This window comes from Micromonospora sp. KC723, assembly GCF_004348595.1.
GTDB lineage: Bacteria > Actinomycetota > Actinomycetes > Mycobacteriales > Micromonosporaceae > Micromonospora.
Window position 1 is genome coordinate 1 of the sequence record NZ_SMKD01000121.1, and the last position, 16,986, is coordinate 16,986.

The 16,986-nt window shown below is 73.1% G+C and carries 14 protein-coding genes; 9 read left to right on the forward strand and 5 right to left on the reverse strand.

The genetic code is table 11. From position 1 onward, the window contains the following. Positions 1-1,762 (forward strand): sulfatase (locus E1165_RS22385; RefSeq protein WP_132393733.1); only part of this gene is annotated, 1,762 nt, incomplete at its 5' end. A gap of 28 nt (positions 1,763-1,790) precedes the next feature. On the opposite strand, the gene E1165_RS22390 is transcribed toward E1165_RS22385, so the two are convergent. From E1165_RS22390 to E1165_RS22400, 3 genes are read right to left on the reverse strand one after another with little or no spacing between them, the layout of a single operon-like run. Continuing rightward, positions 1,791-2,609: an ABC transporter ATP-binding protein gene (locus E1165_RS22390; RefSeq protein ID WP_132393734.1), complete on the reverse strand. Its 819-nt coding sequence runs from the start codon at positions 2,607-2,609 to the stop codon at positions 1,791-1,793. A gap of 9 nt (positions 2,610-2,618) precedes the next feature. Next, positions 2,619-3,644, reverse strand: a complete 1,026-nt coding sequence (locus tag E1165_RS22395) for an iron chelate uptake ABC transporter family permease subunit (protein ID WP_132393735.1) — start codon at positions 3,642-3,644, stop codon at positions 2,619-2,621. Beyond that, positions 3,641-4,702 carry an iron chelate uptake ABC transporter family permease subunit gene (locus tag E1165_RS22400; RefSeq protein WP_243704932.1) on the reverse strand — a complete coding sequence of 354 codons (1,062 nt, stop codon included), beginning with the start codon at positions 4,700-4,702 and terminating at the stop codon, positions 3,641-3,643. The genes E1165_RS22395 and E1165_RS22400 overlap by 4 nt, the downstream gene beginning before the upstream one ends. A 75-nt stretch (positions 4,703-4,777) precedes the next feature. Between E1165_RS22400 and E1165_RS22405 the strand changes: the two genes are divergently transcribed. Both E1165_RS22405 and E1165_RS22410 read left to right on the forward strand, forming a co-directional pair. Continuing rightward, on the forward strand, positions 4,778-5,809 hold the full coding sequence (locus E1165_RS22405; RefSeq protein ID WP_132393737.1) for an ABC transporter substrate-binding protein: 1,032 nt from the start codon (positions 4,778-4,780) through the stop codon (positions 5,807-5,809). Positions 5,810-5,813: 4 nt separating this feature from the next. After that, positions 5,814-6,656, forward strand: coding sequence for a siderophore-interacting protein (locus tag E1165_RS22410; protein WP_132393738.1), 843 nt, complete (start codon positions 5,814-5,816; stop codon positions 6,654-6,656). 81 nt (positions 6,657-6,737) lie between these two features. On the opposite strand, the gene E1165_RS22415 is transcribed toward E1165_RS22410, so the two are convergent. Next, positions 6,738-7,052, reverse strand: a complete 315-nt coding sequence (locus E1165_RS22415) for a hypothetical protein (protein ID WP_243704930.1) — start codon at positions 7,050-7,052, stop codon at positions 6,738-6,740. A 233-nt stretch (positions 7,053-7,285) separates the two neighbouring features. Between E1165_RS22415 and hflX the strand changes: the two genes are divergently transcribed. From hflX to E1165_RS22435, 4 genes are all read left to right on the forward strand, one after another. Beyond that, positions 7,286-8,422, forward strand: a complete 1,137-nt coding sequence (gene hflX / locus E1165_RS22420; RefSeq protein ID WP_243704931.1) for a GTPase HflX — start codon at positions 7,286-7,288, stop codon at positions 8,420-8,422. A gap of 91 nt (positions 8,423-8,513) precedes the next feature. Beyond that, entirely contained in the window at positions 8,514-8,969 is a 456-nt protein-coding gene (locus tag E1165_RS22425) for a DUF4383 domain-containing protein (RefSeq protein WP_132393746.1), read from the forward strand. Positions 8,970-9,080: 111 nt separating this feature from the next. After that, positions 9,081-9,632, forward strand: coding sequence for a PadR family transcriptional regulator (locus tag E1165_RS22430; protein WP_132393740.1), 552 nt, complete (start codon positions 9,081-9,083; stop codon positions 9,630-9,632). A gap of 25 nt (positions 9,633-9,657) precedes the next feature. Then, entirely contained in the window at positions 9,658-11,379 is a 1,722-nt protein-coding gene (locus E1165_RS22435) for an acyl-CoA dehydrogenase (protein ID WP_132393741.1), read from the forward strand. A gap of 123 nt (positions 11,380-11,502) precedes the next feature. Here the strand turns inward: E1165_RS22435 and pgi are convergent, their stop codons facing one another. Further along, entirely contained in the window at positions 11,503-13,140 is a 1,638-nt protein-coding gene (gene pgi / locus E1165_RS22440) for a glucose-6-phosphate isomerase (RefSeq protein ID WP_132393742.1), read from the reverse strand. A 240-nt stretch (positions 13,141-13,380) separates the two neighbouring features. Here pgi and E1165_RS22445 point away from each other — a divergent pair, with 240 nt between their 5' ends. Continuing rightward, entirely contained in the window at positions 13,381-15,327 is a 1,947-nt protein-coding gene (locus tag E1165_RS22445; protein WP_132393743.1) for an ABC transporter ATP-binding protein, read from the forward strand. A gap of 240 nt (positions 15,328-15,567) precedes the next feature. Continuing rightward, positions 15,568-16,983 (forward strand): endo-1,4-beta-xylanase, encoded by a 1,416-nt coding sequence (locus tag E1165_RS22450; protein ID WP_132393744.1) that lies wholly within the window; start codon positions 15,568-15,570, stop codon positions 16,981-16,983. The last annotated feature ends 3 nt before the right edge of the window (positions 16,984-16,986 follow it).

Genomic DNA, 16,986 nt, shown 5'->3' on the forward strand with positions numbered 1-16,986 from the left:
CGACGGTACCGCCGCCGGTCGGCCCGCCCCCTCGACGCAACCCGGGCCGGCGGTCACCCCGGCGCCCGGTGACTCGTCCCCGGCATCCGGGGACGACACCGCCGTCCCCGAGTGGACCGTCCCCGAGCGGGGGCGGCTGCGTGCCGTGGCCGGGATGGTGACCACCGCGCTGGCGCTCGTGCTGGTGTTCGGGCTGCTGACCGCCCCGAACCAGCTGGACCAGCTCAGCCTGGCGGTGTTCCTGCGGGTCCCGGTGGAGGCGCTGGTCGCCGGGGCGCTGCTGCTGGTGCTGCGCGGCGGGGCGCGCCGCGCGGCGGCGGTGACGCTCGGGGTCGGTCTCGGGCTGCTCACCATCGTCAAGCTGCTGGACATGGGCATGGCCGCCAGCCTGGCCCGCAACTTCAACCTGGTCCACGACTGGGGTTTGCTGGGCGACGGGTACGCGTTCGTCCGGGAGTCGGTCGGTCGTCCCGGCGCGATCGGCGCGGTGGTCGGGTTGATCGCCCTGGTCCTGGGGCTGCTGGCGCTGACCGTCCGGGCGATGCTGCGGCTGACCCGGCTGGTGGTCGCGCACAACCGGGCGGCGATCCGGGTGCTCGCGGTGCTCGCCGCCCTCTGGGTGGCCGGCGCGACGGTCGGGGTGCCGGTGGCGGACCACCGTTCGACGGCGCTGGTGGAGCACCACGCTCGCCAGGTCGGCAAGGCGCTGCGCGACCACAAGGAGTTCACGGCGGCGATGCGGGTCGACGCCTTCCGCGACGTTCCCGGTGAGCAACTGCTGACCGGCCTGCGGGGCAAGGACGTCGTGCTGGCCTTCGTGGAGAGCTACGGCCGGGACGCGGTGCAGAATCCGGAGTACGCGCCCAAGATCAACGTCCTGCTGGACAGCGGCTACCGGAGGCTGAGCGCCGCCGGCTTCGGCGCGCGCAGCGGCTTTCTCACCTCGCCGACGGCCGGCGGCGGCAGCTGGTTGGCGCACGACACCCTGCTGGCCGGCGTCTGGGTCGACAACGAGCAGCGTCACTCCACCCTGCTGGACAGTGACCGGTTCACCCTCAACCGCGCGTTCGGTCGAGCCGGCTGGGACACCGTCGGGGTGATGCCGGCAGCCATCAAACCGTGGCCGGAGGGGAAGTTCTTCGGCTACGAGCGGTACTACGACACGGCCAACCTGAACTACCGTGGTCCGAGGTTCAACTTCGCCCCGATGCCGGACCAGTACACGCTGGCGGAGTTCCAGCGACGGGAACGGACCCGGCCGGACCGAAGGCCGATCATGGCGGAGATTCCGCTGATCTCCAGTCACTCCCCGTGGGGCGCGATCCCACGGATGCTGGACTGGAACCACATCGGCGACGGCTCGATCTACAAGCGGCCCACCTCGGTGGCCGCCAACCCGACGCTGGGCGGTCGCAGCCTCGCCGAGATCCGCACCGGCTACCGGCGGTCCGTGGAGTACACCCTGAACGCGCTGATCTCCTACGTGGAGACCTACGGCGACGACAACCTGGTGCTGGTGTTCCTCGGCGACCACCAGCCCGCCCCCATGATCACCGGCCAGAACGCCAGCCGGGACGTGCCGGTCACCGTCGTCGCCCGCGATGCGGCGGTGCTGGCGCGCATCTCCGGGTGGAACTGGCACGAGGGGCTGCGCCCCGGCCCGGACGCGCCGGTCTGGCGGATGGACACCTTCCGGGACCGCTTCCTCACCACGTTCGGCTCCCCGCCCTCGGCGCCCGTCGCCGCCCCGCCGGTGCGCTGACCACCGGAGGCCGGGTCGCGGCCGGTCGTCACACCCCCGGACCCACCCGGGCGGGCGAGGGGCGGCCGGCGGCGGGCACCACCAGCGGAGTGCCGGTCTCCGGGTCCGCCACGATCCGGCACGCCAACCCGAACACCTCCTGCACCAGGTCGGCGGTGACCACCTCGCGCGGGTCGCCGGTGGCCACCACCCGACCGTCCCGCATGGCGATCAGGTGGGTGGCGTAGCGGGCGGCCTGGTGCAGGTCGTGCAGGACCGCCACCAGGGTGCGGCCCTCCTCGTGCAGGCGGGCGCAGAGTTCCAGCACCTCGACCTGGTGGGCGATGTCCAGCCAGGTGGTCGGCTCGTCGAGCAACAGCAGGGGGGTGCGCTGGGCCAGCGCCATGGCGATCCAGACCCGCTGGCGCTGCCCGCCGGAGAGTTCGTCGACCGGCCGGTCGGCGAGTTCGGCCACCCCGGTGTCGGCCATCGACTCGGCCACCACCCGTTCGTCCTCGGCCGACCACTGCCGCAGCAGGCCCTGGTGCGGGTACCGGCCCCGGGCCACCAGGTCGGCGACCGTGATGCCGTCCGGGGCGACGGAGGACTGCGGCAGCAGGCCGAGGGTGCGGGCCACCGCGCGCGACGGCAGCGAGTGGATGTCCCGCCCGTCCAGCAGCACCGTCCCGGCGCGGGGACGCAGGGTCCGGGCCAGGGCGCGCAGCAGGGTGGACTTGCCGCAGGCGTTCGGCCCGATCACCACCGTGAAGGAGCCGTCCGGTACGTCGACCGACAGCCCCTCGGCGACGACCCGCCGCTCGTACGCCAGGGTCAGCCCGACCCCGCCCAGTCGTGGGTTGCCCGACATGTGTCCTCCTCAGCTCCGTCCGGCCCGCCGCTGCGCGGCGAGCAGCCACACCAGGTACATCCCGCCCAGCACGCCGGTGACCACCCCGACCGGGAGGTGCCGTCCCTCGACGGCGCGTTGCGCCACCAGGTCGGCGGCGACCAGCAGCACGGCGCCGACCAGCGCCGACGCCAGCAGGTTCGGGCCGGGGGCCCGGGTCAACCGGCGGGCCAGGTGCGGGGCGGTGAGCGCCACGAAGGAGACCGGCCCGGCGGCCGCCGCCGCGACGGAGGCGAGCAGCACCGCCGCGCCGAGCAGCGCCCGCCGGACACGCCGTACCGGCACGCCGGCGGCGATGGCGGCCTCGTCACCGAACTCCGTCATGGACAGCGCCCGGCCGTAGCCGAGCAGCACCGGGGTCAGCACCGCCAGCACGCCGAGCAGCGGCAGGGCCTGCGCCCAGCCACGCCCGTCCAGACTGCCGGTGAGCCAGAGCACCGCCCGGGCGGCGTCCATCAGTTGGGCCCGGGTGAGCAGCCAGCCGTTGACCCCGGTGAGGATCGCCGCGACGCCGATGCCGACCAGGACGACGCGTGGTCCGGCCAGTCCACGCCGCCCGGTGACCGCCGCGATGAGCAGGCCGGCGGCGAGGCCACCGGCGGTGGCCGCGCCGGCCAGCACCAGGGTGCCGCCGCCGAGCACCACCACGATCAGCGCCCCGGTCGCCGCGCCCTGGGTGAGGCCGAGCACGTCCGGGCTGCCCAGTGGGTTGCGCAGCAGGGACTGCACGACCGCGCCGGCCAGTGCCAGGGCGGCCCCGACGGCGAGGGCGGTGACCAGCCGGGGCAGCCGCAGTTCGCCGACGATGAACTCCTCCGCCGGGCTGCCGCCGCCGGTGAGGGTGCGCAGCACGTCGGCGGGGCTCATCGGGTAGTCGCCGCCGCCGACGGCGGTCAGCCCGAGCAGCAGCGCGGCCAGCGCGCATCCGGTGACGACCACGGTGGACCGGCGGCGCCAGCGCAGCGAGAGACCGCCCGGGGTCCGCAGCACGCTCATCGCCGGGCCACCAGACGCAGGAAGAGGGGGCCGCCGAGTACCGCCGTGACCAGGCCGACCTGGAGTTCACCGGGGCGGCCCAGCACCCGGCCGGCCACGTCGGCGCCGAGCAGCAGCACCGGCGCGTACAGCGCGCAGGCGGGTAGCAGCCAGCGCAGGTCCGGTCCGGTCAGCCGGCGGACCAGGTGCGGCACGAGCAGCCCGACGAAGACGATCGGGCCGCAGGCGGCGGTGGCCGCGCCACAGAGCAGGGTGACGGCGGTGATCGTGCCCGCGCGGACCAGCGCCGGCCGGGCGCCCAGGGCCCGCGCCGCGTCGTCGCCGAGCGCCAGGGCGTTCAACGCCCGCGCACCGGCCAGGGCCGCCAGCAGCCCGGCCGCGACGAAGGGCGCGATGGTGCGTACCGTGGCGAACTCGGCGGCGGCCAGCGAGCCGACCGTCCAGAACCGCAGCCGGTCCAGCGAGGCGGCGTCGACCAGCATCATCCCGCTGACGTACGAGAAGAGCACCGCGTTGAGTGCCGCCCCGGCCAGCGCCAGCCGTTCCGGGGTGGCCCGCCGACCGCCGCCGACGGCGTACCCGAGGGCGGTGACGGCGGCGGCGCCGAGCATGGCGAACCAGATCCAGCCGCCGATGGTGCCGAGCCCGAACAGGCCGACGGCGGTGGCGATCGCGGCCGATGCGCCGGCGTTGATGCCGAGCAGCCCCGGGTCGGCGAGCGGGTTGCGGGTCAGCGCCTGCATCAGGGCCCCGGAGACGCCGAGCGCCGTTCCGGCGAGCAGGCCGAGCAGCGTGCGGGGCAGTCGCATCTGGTGCACCACGGAGTGTTCCGGGGAGGTGGTGGAGACCAGTCCCTGCCAGGCCTCGGCGGGGGAGAGCGGGCGGGCGCCGACGGCGATGCTGAGCAGCGCGACGGCGAGCAGGAGCAGCAGGCCGGCGGCGAGCGCGCCGGTACGCCGGCTGCGGCGGGCGGGTGGCGCCGACGGCGGGGCGTCGGCGAGGGCGGTGACGGACAGTGTCGGCTCCGGTGGGGGAGAAACCGCACGGCGGCTGTTGATAGTCAGTTAGGTTAGGTTAACCTAACTCGCGTTCGCGGATCACCGCGGTCCTGTCCTGATCGAAAGACGTCAGCCATGCCTTCTTCCTCGTTCCCCCACGGATTCTCCCGGCGCGGCCTGCTCGCCGCCGGCGGTGCCACTCTCGCCTCCCTCCTGGTCGGGTGCGGCGCCACCGACAAGACCGCGTCCAGCGGCGCCAGCGCCCCCAGCGGTCCGTGGTCCTTCACCGACGACCGGAACCAGAAGGTCGAGCTGAAGAGCGCCCCCACCCGGATCGTCGCCTTCACCGGGGTGGCCGCCGCGCTGATCGACTTCGGCCTCGATTCACAGATCGTCGGCGTCTTCGGGGAGACCACCCGCCCGGACGGGTCGCTGGAGCCGCAGGCCGGCGACCTCGACATCGACAAGGTCACCGTGCTCGGCAACGTGTGGGGCGAGTTCAACCTGGAGAAGTACGCGGCCCTCCGCCCCGAGCTGCTGGTCACCAACATGTACGACCCGGGCGCCCTCTGGTACGTCCCGGACGAGAGCAAGGACAAGATCCTCGCGCTGGCGCCGAGCGTCACCGTCACCACCGCCCGGGTCCCGATGACCCGCCCGATCGAGCGGTACGCCGAGCTGGCCCGCTCCCTCGGCGCGGACCCGACCGCGAAGAAGGTCACCGACGCCAAGGCCCGGTTCGAGGCCGCCGCCGAATCCGTCCGCCAGGCGGTCAAGGCCAACCCCGGCATCCGGGTGATGGCCGCCTCCGGCAGCTCCGACCTGTTCTACGTCTCCAACCCGAAGGTCAGCACCGACCTGATGTACTTCGCGGAGCTGGGCGTCGACATCGTGGTGCCCACCAAGCTGGAGCAGGGCGACTACTTCGAGAGCCTGAGCTGGGAGAACGCCGGCAAGTTCCCGGCCGACCTGATCCTGCTGGACAACCGGTCCACCGCACTGCAACCCAAGGACCTCGCCGCGAAGCCCACCTGGCAGGCGCTGCCCGCGGTCAAGGCCAACCAGATCACGCCGTGGGACGCGGTGCCCCGCTTCTCGTACGCGGGCGCGGCCCCGCTGCTGGAGAGCCTGGCCGCCGCCATCCGCTCGGCGAAGCGGCTCGGCTGACGCCATGACGACCGCGACCGTCACCCGCCAACTGGTCTACCGCTTCTACCGGGCCCGGGTCAGCGGCGTACGCCGGCTGGGCCACTCCCTGATCCGGGTCACGTTCGCCGGCCCGGAGCTGGCTGACTTCGCCGGTGGCGGCCGGGACCAGAGCGTGTCGCTCTTCCTGCCGCACCCCGGCCAGTCCGAGCCGGTCGTGCCGCTGGATGCCGGCGGCGACTGGTACGCCCGCTGGCGGGCCACCGACCCGTCCGTCCGCGCGGTGATGCGCTCGTACACGATCAGTGGGCAGCGTCCCGCCGCCTGCGAGGTGGACATCGACTTCGTCCACCACGGCGACACCGGCCCCGCCTCCCGCTGGGCCGGTCGGGCCCGGCCGGGCGACCGGGTGGTGCTGCTCGGTCCGGCCGAGCCGGACAACCGCAGCGTCTGCTTCCGCCCACCGCCGGCCACCGACCACGTGCTGCTCGCCGCCGACGAGACGGGGCTGCCGGCGCTCGCCGGCATCCTCGCCTGGCTGCCTCCCGGCACGCCGGTACGGGCCTGGGTCGAGGTGCCGGACCCGGCCGACATCCGGGAGTTGCCCACCGAGGCCGCGATCGACCTGCGCTGGCTGGTCCGGGGGACCACCCCGCCCGGCAGTGGCCTGCTCGTCGAGGCGGTGCGGGTCGCGCGGCTGCCGGCCGGCCTGCCGTACGCGTGGATCGCCGGCGAGTCGACCACCGTGCGGGCGCTGCGCCGGCACCTGGTCGCCGAGCGTGGCGTGGACCGGCGGCGGGTCACCTTCTCCGGCTACTGGCGACGCGGAGCCTCGGAGGAGGACCTGCGCGCCGAGAGCATGTCCTGAGTCCCGGGCCGGCCGGCGGCTGCGCGTCGCCGGCCGGGACAGCCCCGACGCCGCCCGAGCGGCCCGGCGGTGTGCGGGTGCTCAGGCGGCCTCGGTGGCGCGCGAGCGGCGCTGCGGCAGGGTGGGCGGCATCGCCTCCCGCGCCGGCCAGTGCTCGTCGTGCCGTGGCGCGGCGGGCTCCTCCGGCGTCGCCCCGGACAGCGCCAGGGCCCGCCGGGCGTTGCGGGCCGCCTCGCACGGCCAGACCTGGCCGCCGCAGAGCAGGTTGTCGCAGTGCCCCGTCTCGTCGGGCTGGTGCGCGTCGGCCACGTCGGCGGCGAGCCGCCACAGCAGCGGGTCGGTCACCGTCTCGGGCGTACGGCCCCGGCCACGCGGCGGCTCATCGGTCTCGGGCACGGTCTCCCCCTTTGTCGTCACGGGGAAAGTCTCCACCCGTCGGTGCCGTAAACGCGGTGCCGGCGTGGTCAACGCCACGATGACGCCGGGTGGCCACCTCCGCTTGCCGGGGCGGAAACCGGACAGGACGGGTGTATCCGCCACCCGGCGGGCATGGTCCGGCCGGTCCCGGGTAGCTCCCGTTCCACGCGACGAGGAGGGCGAGGCGGTGGACCATGGCAGGTGCGTGGTTGATGGGTGAGGGCGTCCAGCCGGCGGCGGGGGAGCGGCCGACGGCGGTGCTGGTGGCGGTGCGCCCGGAGGACAGGGGCGACGGCACCGGTCCGGGCACCGAGACCTCCCTGACCGAGCTGCGCCGGCTCGCCGACACCGACGGTCTCACCGTGGCGGAGGCCGTCGTGCAGAGCCGGCCCCGCCCCGACCCGGCGACGTACCTCGGGTCGGGCAAGGTCGACGAGTTGGCCGCGGTCGCGGAGCGCGCCGGGGCCGACGTGGTGATCGCCGACGGGGAACTCAGCCCCGGGCAGGTCCGCAACCTGGAGGAACGGGTCGGGGTGCGGGTGGTGGACCGGACCGCGCTCATCCTCGACATCTTCGCCGAGCATGCCCGGACCAGCGAGGGGCGGGTGCAGGTGGAGCTGGCGCAGATCGCGTACCAGCTGCCCCGGCTGCGCAGTGACGGGCGGTCGATGTCCCGGGTCGGTGGTGGACGGATGGCCGGCGGCGCGGGCATGGGTGTGCGCGGTCCGGGCGAGATGCGGCTGGAGACGCAGCGGCGCCGGCTGCGGGACCGGGCCACCCGGCTGCGCCGCAGCGCGGCGGAGGTCGCCCGCCGCCGGGAACGCACCCGGGGCCGGCGGGCCCGCAACCGGGTGCCCTCGGTGGCGCTCACCGGCTACACCAACGCCGGCAAGTCGGCGTTGCTCAACCGGCTGACCGGCGCGGACGCCCAGGTGCAGGACGTGCTCTTCGCGACCCTCGACCCGACGGTGCGCCGGATCTCCACCGGCCGGCTCACCTACACGGTCACCGACACCGTCGGCTTCGTCCGGCACCTGCCGCACCAACTGGTGGACGCCTTCCGCTCCACCCTGGAGGAGGTCACCCGTAGCGACCTCGCGCTGCACGTGGTGGACGCCGCCGCCCCGGACGCGTTGGACCAGATCACCACCGTGCACGGCGTGCTGCACGAGATCGGCGCCGGCGACGTGCCCGAGCTGCTCGTCCTGAACAAGATCGACATTGCTCCGCCGGAGCACGTCGACGCGCTCTGCCGGGCGTACCCGGCGGCGGTGCCGGTCTCGGCGCGAACCGGACAGGGCATCGAGGCCCTGCGCGCGGCGCTGGCCGCCCGACTGGCGTCGTGGTGAGGAACGAAACGAGATTGCCCCGGCTCGCCGGGTTTGGGACCGCCCGTCCGGGGCATCCCCGGGCACACGCACGTCAACGGGGGTGACTGAGATGGTGAACCGGCCCGGTACCGGGCGCGGGACGGGGGCATCCCCGGTCCGCCGCGCCGCGCAGGTCGTCGGTGTGGTGTTTCTGCTGGTGGGGCTGCTCGGGTTCATTCCGGGCATCACCACGGACTACGACACGATGAGGTTCGCCGGGCACGAGTCGCAGGCGAAGCTGCTCGGGCTCTTCCAGGTGTCGATCCTGCACAACATCGTGCACCTGCTCTTCGGCGTCGCCGGGCTCGCCCTGGCCCGCAGCGCGTCGGGTGCGCGTTCCTACCTGATCGGCGGGGGCGCGATCTATCTGGTGCTCTGGCTCTACGGTCTGGTCGTCGGGCACGAAAGTCGGGCCAACTTCGTGCCACTGAACACGGCCGACAACTGGCTGCACCTGTTCCTGGGCGTCGGCATGATCGCCCTCGGGGTGGCGCTGACCCGCCGTCAGGGCGGCTCCCGACACTGACCTTCCGTCCCTGTCCGACGACGCCGCGCTCCCCCGGGGGCGCGGCGTCGTCGTGTGACGGAGGCCCCTGCGATCTTGCCTATGCAACTCGTTGCATAGCAGGATGCCGGCATGGCCCTCGAACACGCGATCCTGGTCGCCCTGCTGGAGCAGCCGGCATCCGGATACGAGCTGGCCCGGCGCTTCGACCGCTCCATCGGCCGCTTCTGGACCGCCACCCACCAGCAGATCTACCGGGTGCTCAGGCGGATGGAGACCGACGGCTGGGTCACCGCCGAACAGGTCGGGCAGGAGGGGCGGCCGGACAAGCGCCGTTGGTCCGCCGCCCCAGCCGGCCGGGCCGCCCTCGCCGACTGGCTGGACGCGCCCGTGCAACCCGAGGCGGTCCGGCACGAACTGGCCGTCAAGATCCGTGGCGCCGCCTTCGCCGACCGGGACGGCCGCGCCGCGCTCGTCGCCGAGGTCGAGCGGTACCGCGCCGACCACGAGGCACTCCTGGCCCGCTACCTCGCCGGTGAGCGCCGCGACTTTCCCGACGCCGCCGCCCCGGACGCCCGCGCCGCGCTCCAGCACGTCGTGCTGCGCGGCGGCATCGCGTACGAGCGGATGGTGCTGGCCTGGCTCGACGACGTCCTCGCCACCCTGCGCGCCCTCGATCACTGACCGACCACCACCGGAGGAAGGCCCCATGCCCCCGTCGCCGCTGCTCAACCCGCGCACCTACGACCCCACCCATCTCGACCCCGAAACCCGGCGGCTGTTGCGCGCCACCGTCGACTTCTTCGAGCAGCGGGGCAAGAAGGCCCTGGTCGACAGCTACAACCGGCACGACTGGTACGGCGACTTCCTCGACTTCGCGGCCAAGGAGGGACTCTTCGCCGCCTTCTGCACCCCGGCCGCCGACGGCGGCGGTGACCCGGCCAAACGCTGGGACACCGCCCGCAACGCGGCGCTCAGTGAGGTGCTCGGCTTCTACGGCCTCGGCTACTGGTACACCTGGCAGGTCACCGTCCTCGGTCTCGGCCCGGTCTGGCAGAGCGACAACGCCGTCGCCCGGGCCCGCGCCGCAGCCCTGCTCGACGCCGGGCACGTGATGGCGTTCGGCCTCTCCGAGCGCGGCCACGGCGCCGACATCTACTCCACCGACATGCTGCTCACCCCGGACGGCTCCGGCGGTTTCCGGGCCACCGGCGGCAAGTACTACATCGGCAACGGCAACGTCGCCGGCCTGGTCTCCGTCTTCGGCCGCCGCGCCGACGTCGACGGCCCCGACGGTTACGTCTTCTTCGCCGCCGACAGCCGGCACCCGGCGTACCGGCTGGCGCGCAACGTGGTGAACGCGCAGATGTACGTCAGCGAGTTCCGCCTGGAGGACTACCCGGTGCGCGCCGAGGACGTGCTGCACACCGGCCGGGCCGCCTTCGACGCCGCGCTCAACACGGTCAACGTCGGCAAGTTCAACCTCTGCACCGCCAGTATCGGCATCTGCGAACACGCCATGTACGAGGCGGTCACCCATGCCCACAACCGGGTCCTCTACGGCCGGCGGGTCACCGACTTCCCGCACGTGCGCCGGGAGCTGACCGACGCGTACGCCCGCCTGGTGGCGATGAAGGCGTTCAGCGACCGGGCCGTCGACTACTTCCGGTCGGCCGGCCCGGACGACCGCCGCTACCTGCTGTTCAACCCGATGACCAAGATGAAGGTGACCACCGAGGGCGAGAAGGTGATCGACCTGCTCTGGGACGTCATCGCCGCCAAGGGCTTCGAGGCCGACACCTACTTCGACAAGGCCGCCCGGGACATCCGTGGCCTGCCCAAGCTCGAAGGCACGGTGCACGTCAACCTGGCCCTGATCCTCAAGTTCATGGCGAACTACCTGTTCGCCCCGGTCGAGTTCCCGCCGGTGCCGACCCGCCACGACCCGGCCGACGACGAGTTCCTGTTCCGGCAGGGCCCGGCGCGCGGCCTGGGCGGGATCCGCTTCCACGACTGGCGGGCCGCGTACGCCGCGCACGCCCACGTGCCGAACGTGGCCCGGTTCACCGAGCAGGCCGACGGGCTCCGTACGCTGCTCGCCGCGCACGCCCCGACCGAGGAGCAGCAGCGGGACCTGAACTTCCTGCTCTCCGTCGGGCAGCTCTTCGCGCTGGTCGTCTACGGTCAGCTCATCCTGGAGCAGGCCGCGCTGACCAACCTGGACGCCGACCTGCTGGACGAGATCTTCGACATCCTGGTCCGCGACTTCTCCGCCCACGCCACCGAGCTGCACGGCAAGGCGGCCACCAGCGACGCGCAGGCCGCCTGGGCGCTGGCTCACGTCCGCCGCCCGGTCGTCGACCCGGCGCGCACCGCCCGGGTGTGGGCCCAGGTCACCGCCCTGTCCGGGGCGTACGAGATGAACCCCTGACCGGTGCCGCGCCGGCTCGCGTCGCGGATCGGCCCGCTCCGGTCGGCCCGCCTGGGGCGGCCGGCGTAGTACCGGAGGGCCGGCGGCCGGGTCTCCGCGACCCGGCCGCCGGCCCACGGGGCCTCAGGCCCGGCCGCGCTCGGCCCGGTAGCGGCGGATCAACGCGGCGGTGGAGGAGTCCACGTCGGACAAATCCGGCGCGTCCCCGGTCAGCTTCGGCGCCAACTGGTTGGCCATCACCTTGCCCAACTCCACGCCCCACTGGTCGAACGAGTTGATGTCCCAGATCGCGCCCTCGGTGAACACGGTGTGCTCGTAGAGGGCGATGAGCTGGCCCAGCGTCGACGGGGTGAGCCTCGGCGCGATGATCGAGGTGGTCGGGTGGTTGCCCGGCATCACCCGGTGCGCCACCACCTCGGGCTTCGTGCCCTCGGCCTCGACCTGCTGCCGGGTCCGGCCGAAGGCCAACGCGGCGGTCTGGGCGAAGAAGTTCGACATGAACAGGTCGTGCATGTCGCCCAGATCGTGGTGGGGCTGGCTGAAGGCGATGAAGTCCGCCGGGATCAGCAGCGTGCCCTGATGGATGAGCTGGTAGAAGGCGTGCTGGCCGTTGGTGCCCGGCTCGCCCCAGAAGATCTCGCCGGTGCCGTGGTCGACGGCGGTGCCGTCCAGGGTCACCGACTTGCCGTTGCTCTCCATCGTCAACTGTTGCAGGTACGCCGGGAACCGGTGCAGGTACTGCGAGTACGGCAGCACCGCGTGGGTCTGCGCGCCGAGGAAGTTCGTGTACCAGACGTTCAGCAGGCCCATCAGGACCGGCACGTTGCGCTCCACCGGCGTGGACCGGAAGTGCTCGTCGACGGTGTGGTAGCCGGCCAGCATCTCCCGGAACCGGTCCGGGCCGATCGCCAGCATCACCGACAGGCCCACCGCCGAGGGCAGCGAGTACCGGCCACCCACCCAGTCCCAGAAGCCGAACATGTTCTCCGGGTCGATGCCGAAGTCCCGGACCCGCTGCCCGTTGGTGCTGACCGCGACGAAGTGCCGGGCGATCGCCGCGTCGTCCTCGACGTCCAGGCCGGCCAGCAGCCAGGTCTTCGCCTGCTGGGCGTTGGCCAGGGTCTCCTGGGTGGAGAAGGTCTTCGACACCACGACGAACAGGGTGGTCGCCGGGTCTAGGTCGTGCGTCTTGTCGTGGATGTCGGTGGGGTCGATGTTGGAGACGAACCGGCAGGAGATCCCGGCGTCCCGGTACGCCTTCAACGCCTCGTACGCCATCACCGGGCCCAGGTCCGACCCGCCGATGCCGATGTTCACCACCGTGCTGATCCGCTCGCCGGTGTGCCCGCGCCACTGCCCCGAGCGGACCCGCCCGGCGAACGCCGCCATCCGGTCCAGCACCCGGTGCACGTCGGCGACGACGTCCTGGCCGTCCACGGTGAGCGTGGCGTCCCGGGGCAGCCGCAGCGCGGTGTGCAGCACCGCCCGGTCCTCGGTGGCGTTGATGTGCTCCCCGGCGAACATCGCGGCGATCCGGTCGGTCAGCCGGACCCGCTCCGCCAGCGCGGCGAGCAGGGTCAGCGTCTCGTCGGTGACGAGGTTCTTGCTGTAGTCGACGTGCAGGTCGGCGACCTCACCGGTGAGCCGCTCACCCCGGCGCCGGTCCGCGGCGAACAGCTCACGCAGGTGGGTGCCGCGCATCGTATCGGCATGCTTGCGCAGCGCCTGCCATTCGTCGGTGGTGGTCACACTCGCAGCCATCAGGTCGATCTTCTCCTTCACGACGGTCGCCGGGCGGCGCCCGACACACCGGCCGCCGGCTCGCGCTCCAGCCTGCCACCCCGGGCGCGCCCGTGCGACGCGACGCGTCGGCGGCGTCCCCCGCTGTGGCCGACGACTCGCCGTTGCGACACCTGTGCGACACGCCGACCACAGGCAGACACCGGGTGATCGCCGACAGTAGGCTCGCCCTGCCCCGCACTCCTCGCCCCGGGAGGATCCATGGCGACGGTCACCGGTGCGCGCCAGGCGCCCGACACGGACGACCCGTCCGACGACGGGATCGACCTGCCGGAGCTGGAGGACGGCCACTGGATGCACCACGCCACCCGGTTCGCGCACACCAGCTTCCGCGCGGTCGCCCGGCGCCTGCCGTACCTGGTCGGCGAGGCCGTCCGGCTGGCCTGGGCGACCAACCGGCGGGACACCGCCGTGGCGATCGGGCTCAACCTGGCCGCCGGGGTGATGACCACGCTCGGGCTGCTGGCCACCACCGGCGTGCTGCGGGAGCTGTTCGCCGCCGGGCCCACCCCGGACCGGGTCCGCGCCGCGCTGCCGGCCCTGGCCCTGGCCGCGGCGGCGGTGACGGCCAAGGGCACGTTGACCGTCTGCGCCGGCTGGGCGCAGGCCCGACTGATCCCGCAGATCAACTACGCGGTGGAGCTGCGGCTGTTCGAGGCCACCACCGCGGTGGAGCTGGCCGCCTTCGACGACGCCGGCTTCGCCGAGGAGATGGACCGGGTACGGGACCGGGGCATGGCCGAGGCGGCGTCCATCGTCGACCACACGGTCAACCTGATCACCGGCGTGGTCGGGGTGCTGGCCACCGCCGCCGCGGTGACCGTGATCCAACCGGTGCTGCTGCCCTGCCTGTTGCTCGCGGCGGTGCCGGAGGCGGTCACCGCGGTGAGGATGGCCCGCCGGCAGTACCTCGCCATGCTGGCCCGGATCACCCGCCGCCGTCGCATGTGGATGTTGGCTCACCTGATGGCCAACCGGCACACCGCCGCCGAGGTGCGGGCCTACCAGATGCGCGACTTCCTGCTCGCCGAGTACCGCCGGATGATGACCGTGGAGACCCGGGCGCAGTTGCGTCTGGCCCGGGAGCAGAGCGCCACCCGGGCCGTCGGCATGTCCGTCGGCGGGGTCGCCGTCTTCGCGGTGTACGCCCTGCTCGGTGGGTTGCTGTTGACCGGGGCGGTGGCCCTGGCCGCAGCGGCGACCGCCCTGCTGGCCCTCCAGTCGGCCCGTTCCAGCCTCGCCGTCGCCGTGTTCGCCACCAACAACCTCTACGAGGACGCCCTCTACTACCAGGACTACCGCGACTTCCTGGACCGGGCCGGCGAGCGGGTCGCCACCGGCGCCGGCCGCGCCACCAGCGGTTTCGACACCATCGAGCTGGAGCGGGTCAGCCTGCGCTATCCGGACACCGACGCCGCCGCCGTGGACGAGGTCAGCCTCACCATCCGGCGCGGCGAGGTGGTCGCCCTGGTCGGGGAGAACGGCTCCGGCAAGACCACCCTCGCCAAGCTGGTCGCCGGTCTCTACCGGCCGACCGGTGGGACGATCCGGTGGGACGGCGTCGACACCGCCGAACTGGACCCGGCCCAGACCGCCGCCCAGGTCGCCGTGATGACCCAGGACTGGTGGAAGTTCCCCTTCACCGCCGGGCAGAACATCCGCATCGGCCGCTACGACCGCCCCGCCGCCCAGGGTGGGCCGACCGTCGAGGAGGCCGCCCGGGCCGCCGCCGCGCACGACATGATCGTCGACCTGCCCTTCGGCTACGACACGCTGCTCGACCGGGAGTTCAAGAACGGCCAGGACCTCTCCGGCGGCCAGTGGCAGCGCCTGGTCGCCGCCCGCGGTCTCTACCGGGACGCCCGGCTGCTGATCTGCGACGAGCCCTCCGCGGCGCTGGACGCCCGCGCCGAGCACGCGCTCTTCCAGCACCTGCGTCGTCGCCCGGACCGGGCCGTCGTCCTGATCACCCACCGGCTGGCCAACGTCCGGCACGCCGACCAGATCTTCGTCATGCGACACGGCAGGCTCGTGCAGCGCGGCACCCACGACGAGTTGATGGCCGCCGGCGGGCTCTACCGCGAGTTGTTCGAGCTCCAGGCCAGCGGCTACCTGGCGCGCGCCACGGACGGTCCGGAGGGCCGCTGACCGGGGTGAGCCGGCCCTCTCCCGCGGCAGGCATCGACTTTCGTTGAACTATCGGAAACATTTCAGTACCGTCGGGGCGGGAACGTCTCGACCACGCGGGTGACACCGCAGGTCCGGTGGTCCCGGTGCGGTGTCAGGGCGACCGTGCCGGGAGCGAAGCGCGCGGAGCCGGCCGCCGCGCCGGGCGACGGTCGATCCGGCGATCTCCCGTACCCCACCACTGTCGAAAGGCGATCAGCCATGAGCCACGTCCCAGCCCGCGCCCCGGCGCGCTCGACGAGCCGAGCCCGGCTACGCGCCGTCCTCGTCGGTGCCGTCGCCGGTGCTGCCGCCCTCGGCGTCACCGTGACGATGACGCCCAGTGCCAGCGCCGCCACCACCCTCGGCGCCTCCGCCGCCCAGAGCGGCCGGTACTTCGGTACCGCGGTGGCGGCGCAGAGGTTGAACGACTCGGCGTACACGACGATCTTGAACCGCGAGTTCAACCAGGTGACGCCCGAGAACGAGATGAAGATCGACGCCACCGAGCCGCAGCAGGGGGTGTTCAGGTACGGCGACGCCGAGCGGATCGTGCAGCACGCCCGTAGCCGTGGCATGAAGGTGCGCGGACACACCCTCGCCTGGCACTCGCAGCAGCCGGAGTGGATGCGGAACATGTCCGGCACCGCGCTGCGCAACGCCATGCTGAACCACGTCACGCAGGTGGCCAGGCACTTCCGTGGTCAGGTCGAGTGGTGGGACGTGGTGAACGAGGCGTTCGCCGACGGCCCCAGCGGCGCGCGGCGCGACTCGAACCTGCAACGCACCGGCAACGACTGGATCGAGGCGGCGTTCCGGGCGGCGGACGCGGCGGACCCGGACGCGCAGCTCTGCTACAACGACTACAACATCGACAACTGGAACGACGCGAAGACCCAGGCCGTTTACCGGATGGTGCAGGACTTCAGGAGCCGCGGCGTGCCGATCGACTGCGTCGGGTTGCAGTCGCACTTCACCGGGGGGTCGAACTACCCGAGCAACTACCGCACGACCCTGTCGAGCTTCGCCGCGCTGGGCGTGGACGTGCACATCACCGAGCTGGACATCCGCAACGCCCCGGCGGACGCGTACCGCAACGTGGTCAACGACTGCCTGGCGGTGCCGCGCTGCAAGGGGATCACGGTGTGGGGCATCCGTGACTCCGACTCGTGGCGTTCCGGGGAGAGCCCGTTGCTGTTCGACGGCAGTGGCAACAAGAAGGCCGCCTACCAGGCCGTCCTCGCCGCGCTCAACAACGGCGGTCCCACGACGCCGCCGACGACCCCGCCGACGACCCCGCCGTCCACTCCGCCGTCCACCCCGCCCTCGTCGCCGCCGCCCGGCAACGCCCGCTGCACCGCCAGCGTGTCGGTGGACTCCTGGACCGGTGGCTTCGTCGCGACGGTGCGGGTGACCGCCGGTTCCACGGCCATCACCGGCTGGAACGTGGGTCTGGCCCTGCCGGCCGGCACCGGGGTCACCAACACCTGGAACGCGCAGCACAGCGGCACCAGCGGTGCTGCGACGTTCCGTAACGTCAGCTACAACGGCAACCTCGGTGCCGGGGCGAGCACCTCGTTCGGCTTCCAGGGCACGGGCGCCCCGCCGTCCGCCACCCCCAGCTGCACCGCCAACTAACCC